This is a genomic window from Streptomyces paradoxus (assembly GCF_014202475.1).
In the GTDB taxonomy this organism is placed as follows: domain Bacteria; phylum Actinomycetota; class Actinomycetes; order Streptomycetales; family Streptomycetaceae; genus Streptomyces; species Streptomyces paradoxus.
Window position 1 is genome coordinate 218,787 of record NZ_JACHGV010000011.1, and the last position, 6,454, is coordinate 225,240.

Consider the following 6,454-nt stretch of genomic DNA (forward strand, 5'->3'; position numbering starts at 1 on the left):
AAGAGAGGTCAAGGAAGGGACTGACGACGGCGACCTTGAGAGCGCCCACATGCACCAAATGCCGTATTCTGAATTGTCAGTGCTTCGGACAGGAGGCACGCACGTGGGGAGCAGGCCGCCCGATCCCCCGGTGCTTTCGTCAGATCCGAGGCCGCGCTTCCCACGGTGTCTGTCCATACTCAGCACCTGCTCAGGGAGGTGCGCACCATGCGTATCGCCGGCAGCCCCCGAACGCACCCCCACGACGACGCACCCGACACCGCCGCGGCGTTCGCGCGGCTCGCGCGACTGTCCGAGGGGCCCGAGCGCAAGGCCCTGCGGGACGAGCTGGTCGAGGCCTGGCTCCCCATGGCCGAGCGGATCGCCGTCCGCTTCCGGGGCCGGGGCGAGGCCCTGGAGGATCTGTACCAGGTGGCGGCCCTCGGCCTCGTGAAGGCGGTCGACCACTACGACCCGGCCCGCGGCAACGCCTTCGAGGCATACGCGGTGCCGACGGTCACCGGGGAGATCAAGCGCCACTTCCGCGACCACATGTGGACGCTGCACGTACCGCGCCGGGTCCAGGACCTGCGCAACCGGGTACGGCACGCCGCGAAGGAGCTGTCGCAGACCACCCCGGGCCGCTCCCCCACGGTCGCCGAGATCGCCGAGTATGCCCAGCTCACCGAGGGCGAGGTGCGCACCGGCATGGAGGCTCTCGAATGCTTCTCCGCGCTGTCGCTGGAGGCGGAGATGCCCGGGACCGACGGCTACGCCCTCGGGGACGCGATCGGCGGGCCCGACCCGGCCTTCGACACCGTCGTCGACAGGGTGGCGGTCAGGCCCTGCCTGGAGGCGCTGCCGGAGCGCGAGCGGATCATCCTCTACCTGCGGTTCTTCAAGGGCATGACGCAGAGCCGGATCGCCGAGCAGCTCGGCATCTCTCAGATGCACGTCTCACGGCTGCTCAGCAGCTGCTTCGCCCATCTGCGTGAGGAACTGCTGACGGAGGCCCGCTGAAGCGGGGGCCGGTGCCGGGTGCCGCCGGGGTCACGTCTCCGGCGGCGAGCCGGGGATCTGCGTCGGTCCGGCCCGGTCGAGGGCGTCCTCCAGGGCGGCCCGGATCTCCTCGGGCATGACGCCCGTGCGCCCCCAGACGAGGATCAGTTCCGCGACGTTGCGCAGCTTGATGTTGGTGTGCTGGGAGACCTCCTTCAGCACGGCCCACCCCTGGTCGGGGGAGATCCGGCCGAGCGCGACGACCATCCCGATCGCCTGGTCCACGACGGCGTGGGAGACGACCGCCTCCTTCAGCTGCTGGACCTCTTCCTGCAGCGCGAAGATCCGATCCGAGCCCCCGTCCGTGGGCATGGTGACCTCCTGGTCCGGTGCGCCGCTGCGCCCGAGGCCCCACCGGATGCTTGAGTACCCTGACGCAGTGTCCGACCCCTCCATCGTCGTCACTCGGGCCGCCCGGTGCCACCGGGGCGGACCAGGCCGGACGCCGTTTCGGCGCCCCCGCCGGGGTACTCGGCAGGCGCCCACAGCGGTTCCGGTTGGACACTGGTGTCAATCCTCCGGTGGCTGCCAGGCCGACGAGATCAGGACGCGACTGCCATGAACCACGACACGCCCACCTCCTCCGGAACGAAGGACGTCGTCTCATCACACTCCGTGTTCGGGGCGCCCTGCTGGGTGAGCCTGACCAGCCGGGACGTCAAGGCGACCGAGGAGTTCTACGGGGCCGTGCTGGGCTGGCAGTGGCGGCCGGCCAAGCTCGGCGACCGGTTCCGGATCGCGCTGGTGGACGGCTCGCCGGTGGCCGGGATCGCGGGGGTGGCGGCCATGTGGCAGATGGCGGTGGCGTGGACGCCGTACTTCGCGGTGCGCAGCGCGGACGACGCGGCCGCGCGGGTGCAGGAGCGCATGGGCACGGTCGCTGTCGGGCCGATCTCACTGCCGCCGGGCCGGGCGGCGCTGCTGGCCGACCGGGACGGGGCGACCTTCGGCATCTGGGAGGGCGACCTCTTCACCGACTGGGAGACCTGGCGCAACGCCCAGCCGGCCTTCATCACGCTCCACACCCGTGACGCCTTCGACGCGGCGATCTTCTACGGCGAGGTCCTCGACTGGGCCTCCCAGCGCCCCGGCTGCTGCGAGGTCCACTACGAAGGCGGCGAGGTCGTGCTGCGCAGCCGCGGGGACGTGGTGGCCCGGATCGAGTCGGGCGCCCTGGAGGCGGCCCCCGACCCCGCGATCCGGCCGCACTGGCAGGTCCACTTCTCCGTCGACGACGTGGAGGCCTGCGCCCGCGCCGCGGAACTCCACGGCGGCAGCGTGCTGTCGAAGGGCAACGGCGAGGCGGTGCTGCGGGACCACGACGGCGCCCAGTTCACGGTGACCGCGCGCCGCGGCCGCTGACCCGCGTCACTCCTTCTCGCGGGACGGCCGGGACAGCAGGACCAGGCTGCGGGCCCCGACGGTCAGGCCCGTGCCCGCCTTGTGCTCCGACTCGTCGGGCGTGCCCTCCGGGTCGGCGGTGTCGATCAGGGCCGTCCAGCGTTCGCCGTAGGCGGCGTCCGGGAGGCGGAAGCCGACCGGCTCCCAGTGGCTGTTGAGGAGCAGCAGGAACGAGTCGTCGACGACCGGGCGGCCCCACGCGTCGGGTTCGGCAATGGCGTCGCCGTTGAGGAACACGCCGACGGAGTGCGCGTCGCCGCGCTGCCAGTCGTCGTCGGTCATCTCGCGGGCGTCGGGCGCCAGCCACACCAGGTCGGGCAGGGGCTGGTCCGCGCGGGTCAGGGTCTCGCCGCGGAAGAAGCGGCGCCGGCGCAGCACGGGGTGCCCGGTGCGCAGCCGGATGAGGTACCGGGTGAACTCCAGCAGGTCGCGCTGTTCCTCGGTGAGCCGCCAGTCGATCCAGGAGATGTCGTTGTCCTGGCAGTAGGCGTTGTTGTTGCCACCCTGGGTGCGCCCGAGTTCGTCGCCGTGGGAGAGCATCGGGATGCCCTGGGACAGCAGCAGCGTGGCGAGGAAGTTGCGCTGCTGGCGGGTGCGCAGTTCCAGTACCGCCGGGTCGCGGGTCTCGCCCTCGGTGCCGCAGTTCCAGGACCGGTTGCTGCTCTCGCCGTCCTGGTTGCCCTCGCCGTTGTCCTCGTTGTGCTTGCCGTTGTACGAGACGAGGTCGCGGAGGGTGAAGCCGTCGTGGGCGGTGACGAAGTTGACGCTGGCCCGGGGCCGGCGCCTGCTGTGCTGGTACAGGTCGGAGGAGCCCGTGAGCCGGGACGCGAACTCGCCGAGCGTGTGGTCCTCGCCGCGCCAGAAGTCGCGCACCGCGTCGCGGTACATGCCGTTCCACTCCGACCACAGCGGCGGGAAGTTGCCCACCTGGTAGCCGCCCTCGCCGACGTCCCACGGCTCGGCGATGAGCTTGACGCGGCTGATCACCGGGTCCTGCTGGATGAGGTCGAAGAACGCCGACAGCCGGTCCACCTCGTGGAACTGCCGGGCGAGCGTCGCCGCGAGGTCGAAGCGGAAGCCGTCGACGTGCATCTCGGTCACCCAGTACCGCAGCGAGTCCATGATCAGCTGCAGGACGTAGGGGTGCCGCATCAGCAGGCTGTTGCCGGTGCCGGTGGTGTCGTAGTAGTGCTCCCAGTCGCCGTCGACCAGGCGGTAGTACGAGGAGTTGTCGATCCCGCGGAAGGACAGGGTGGGACCCATCTCGTTGCCCTCGGCGGTGTGGTTGTAGACCACGTCGAGGATCACTTCGAGCCCGGCCGCGTGCAGGGTCTTCACCATCTGCTTGAACTCGGCGACCTGCCCGCCGCGGGTGCCGTGGGCGGCGTAGCCGTTGTGGGGGGCGAAGAAGCCGATGGTGTTGTAGCCCCAGTAGTTGGTCAGGCCCCGGTCGTGCAGCACGCCGTCGTGGACGAACTGATGGACCGGCATGAGCTCCACGGCCGTGACACCGAGGGAGGTAAGGTGCTCGACGACCGCGGGGTGCGCCAGCCCGGCGTAGGTGCCCCGCAGTTCCGGGGGCACCTCGGGGTGGGTGCGGGTCATGCCCTTGACGTGTGTCTCGTAGATCACCGTGTCCGCGTAGGCCCGGCAGGGCCGGGCGTCGTCGCCCCAGTCGAAGGCCGGGTCGGTCACCACGCCGAGCATGGTGTGCCCGGCGCTGTCGGCCGGGTCGGGGCCGTCCGGGTTGCGCTCGTAGAGCGAGGGGTGGTTGTCGATCTGCCCCTCCACCGCACGGGCGTACGGGTCGAGCAGCAGTTTCGCCGGGTTGCAGCGGTGTCCGGCGGCCGGGGCCCACGGCCCGTGCACCCGGTAGCCGTAGCGCTGGCCGGGGCCGACGCCGGGGAGGTAGCCGTGCCAGACGAAGCCGTCGACCTCGTTCAGCGGCACCCGGGTGTGGGTGCCGTCGTCGTCGACGAGGACCAGCTCGACGCGTTCGGCGACCTCGCTGAAGAGCGCGAAGTTGGTGCCCTCCCCGTCGTAGGCCGCACCCAGCGGGTAGGGGCGCCCGCTCCAGGCGGACACCCCTTTCCGAGTCTGCCGGCGCGTCACCGGGCGTCCTCCAGGACCTCGTCCGGAGTGAAGGCCGGGGCGGCCAGCTGCGTGACCGGGACCTCGCGGGGCACGTCGAGGCCCTCACTCTCCCGCGGCGCGGGCGCGGTCGGGACCAGCGGGACGCGTTCGCCGGCGCGGGCGCGCTGCGAGAACCAGATGACCTTGCTGCCGGTCTCGGTCGCGCAGCAGCCCCAGCCGTCGCTCATGGCCGCGAGGTGCTCCAGGCAGCCTCGCAGCTCCTGGTCCGGGCGCAGAGCGCGGTCGTTGTCCCCGATGGCGGTGATCAGGTGCTGCCCGTTCCACCACATCTCGATCGACGTGTTCTTGTCCGTGGCGTGTTCGTCGATGGCGTTGAGCAGCATCTCGGCACCGCCGCAGACGGGCTGGACCAGGTTGTCCAGGTCCCAGAACTTCAGGTGAGCGGCCAGAATGCGGCTGACCTGTCCCACCCGTTCCGGGCTGACTTCCACGTCGAGGTGGTAGTAGCAGGGCACTGCGGTCTTCATCGGTCGGCTCCTCACCGCGAAGCTCAGCTCCTTCTCGCTCCCGCGGTCCTGCGGGACGAGCCCCGAACACGGAACGTGAGCGCCTATCGCTTCTGAGTCACCAACAGCCTGAGGGCGCTAGCCCGTTCGTGCAACACGAGCGCACGGTTGAGGCAGGGGAGCGCACAAGTGAGCGGCGAGGGGTATGCCCGAACGGCGCAGCGAAGCCTTCACTGGTTGAAGATCCAACAAGACGCTGTGTCGCCGCGCGTGCACCATGTGTGAAGAACTCGATCGCCGTTACGGGTCCGTGCCGCTGCGCTGCACGGCCGCCGTCCGACCGTCGGGAGACCGTGTCCCTCGAGCCCCGAAAGGTGATCGGCGCCATGCTGCTACCCGCCAAAGCCGAAGTCGCCCGGCAGTTGCGGCGTTACCGGGCCTGGGAACGCGTGATGCTCGCGGCACCGAACGACCGCACGGTGCGGACCACCTTCGAGGACTCCGGCTACACGCTCTGCGTGCTGATGGGCAAGCGCTGCGCGCGGGAGGCCGCGGACGCCGCCGAACGGTACCTGCGCACCAACCACGTCACCTATCTGCAGGAACAGCAGATCACCTGCCTCCAGGAGCAGCACATCACCTGTGCGCAGGAACCGGCCGAACGGCCCCGCCCGGCAGCGGCGGTCAGACGAAGACCGCCGGCGGCGGAGCGCAGATCCCCCGCTTCCGAGCGGAGATCCACAGCGCGAAGGTGACGCCCTTCCCGCACATCCAGTCCCTGAACCGGGCCCCCGCGGCCCGGCTTTCGAGCACGGTGGAGGTGAGGACCATGACGAGGACCCGGGCCATCGGCCGTATCCCGGTGAGGGACGTCCGCCCGGCCGTGGAGGGCGGCAACCGGCCGGCGAAGGCGGTCGTGGGTGAGACGTTCGAGGTCACCGCCACCGTGTTCCGGGAGGGGCACGACGCGGTGGCCGCCCATGTCGTCCTGAAGGACTCGGAGGGCAGGCCCGGCCCGTGGACGCCGATGCGCGAGCTCGCCCCCGGCAGCGACCGCTGGGGCGCCGAGATCACCGCGGACGCCGTCGGCCGCTGGTCCTACCGGGTCGAGGCCTGGAGCGATCCGGTGGCCACCTGGCGCCGCACGGCGGGCATAAAGATCCCGGCGGGCATCGATCCGGGCCTGGTCCTGGAAGAGGGCGCGGAACTGTACGAGCGGGCAGCGGCCGGCGTGCCGAAGGAAGCCGGCCGCGCCGTGCTGCTCACCGCTGCGCAGGTCCTGCGCGACGACTTGCTGCCCACCGCGGACCGGTTCGCGGCGGCGCTGACGCCGGAGGTGGACGAGGTCCTGGCCAGGCATCCGCTGCGGGATCTGGTGACCAGCAGTGAGCCGTTGCCGCTGCTGGTGGAGCGGG

General features: G+C 71.0%; 7 protein-coding genes. 4 read left to right on the top strand and 3 right to left on the bottom strand.

Features of this window, described 5'->3' with window-relative positions:
• Positions 1 to 207: 207 nt before the first annotated feature.
• The gene (locus HNR57_RS31435) at positions 208 to 999 is read left to right on the top strand and encodes an RNA polymerase sigma factor SigF (RefSeq protein WP_184565340.1); all 792 of its coding nucleotides are present in this window, start codon (positions 208 to 210) and stop codon (positions 997 to 999) included.
• A gap of 30 nt (positions 1,000 to 1,029) precedes the next feature.
• Here the strand turns inward: HNR57_RS31435 and HNR57_RS31440 are convergent, their stop codons facing one another.
• Positions 1,030 to 1,350 (bottom strand): ANTAR domain-containing protein, encoded by a 321-nt coding sequence (locus HNR57_RS31440; RefSeq protein WP_184565342.1) that lies wholly within the window; start codon positions 1,348 to 1,350, stop codon positions 1,030 to 1,032.
• Positions 1,351 to 1,596: 246 nt separating this feature from the next.
• Here HNR57_RS31440 and HNR57_RS31445 point away from each other — a divergent pair, with 246 nt between their 5' ends.
• Complete coding sequence (locus HNR57_RS31445; protein ID WP_184565344.1) at positions 1,597 to 2,400, top strand: VOC family protein; 804 nt, start codon at positions 1,597 to 1,599, stop codon at positions 2,398 to 2,400.
• A 6-nt stretch (positions 2,401 to 2,406) separates the two neighbouring features.
• On the opposite strand, the gene glgX is transcribed toward HNR57_RS31445, so the two are convergent.
• The gene (glgX, locus tag HNR57_RS31450; RefSeq protein WP_184565346.1) at positions 2,407 to 4,551 is read right to left on the bottom strand and encodes a glycogen debranching protein GlgX; all 2,145 of its coding nucleotides are present in this window, start codon (positions 4,549 to 4,551) and stop codon (positions 2,407 to 2,409) included.
• A complete protein-coding gene (locus HNR57_RS31455; protein ID WP_184565348.1) occupies positions 4,548 to 5,060 on the bottom strand; it encodes a pep a2 in 513 nt (170 codons plus the stop codon). Before HNR57_RS31455 ends, glgX begins: the two co-directional genes overlap by 4 nt.
• A 365-nt stretch (positions 5,061 to 5,425) precedes the next feature.
• On the opposite strand from HNR57_RS31455, the gene HNR57_RS31460 reads away from it, so the two are divergent.
• Positions 5,426 to 5,794, top strand: a complete 369-nt coding sequence (locus tag HNR57_RS31460) for a DUF5133 domain-containing protein (protein WP_184565350.1) — start codon at positions 5,426 to 5,428, stop codon at positions 5,792 to 5,794.
• A gap of 74 nt (positions 5,795 to 5,868) precedes the next feature.
• A partial coding sequence (locus tag HNR57_RS31465; protein WP_184565352.1) for a maltotransferase domain-containing protein occupies positions 5,869 to 6,454 on the top strand: 586 nt, incomplete at its 3' end.

Excerpts from the sequence above, each read along its gene's own strand:
- HNR57_RS31455 (WP_184565348.1), bottom strand. The coding sequence starts at position 5,060 with ATGAAGACCGCAGTGCCCTGCTACTACCACCTCGACGTGGAAGTCAGC.
- HNR57_RS31440 (WP_184565342.1), bottom strand. The coding sequence starts at position 1,350 with ATGCCCACGGACGGGGGCTCGGATCGGATCTTCGCGCTGCAGGAAGAG.
- HNR57_RS31445 (WP_184565344.1), top strand. The coding sequence starts at position 1,597 with ATGAACCACGACACGCCCACCTCCTCCGGAACGAAGGACGTCGTCTCA.
- HNR57_RS31460 (WP_184565350.1), top strand. The coding sequence starts at position 5,426 with ATGCTGCTACCCGCCAAAGCCGAAGTCGCCCGGCAGTTGCGGCGTTAC.
- HNR57_RS31435 (WP_184565340.1), top strand. The coding sequence starts at position 208 with ATGCGTATCGCCGGCAGCCCCCGAACGCACCCCCACGACGACGCACCC.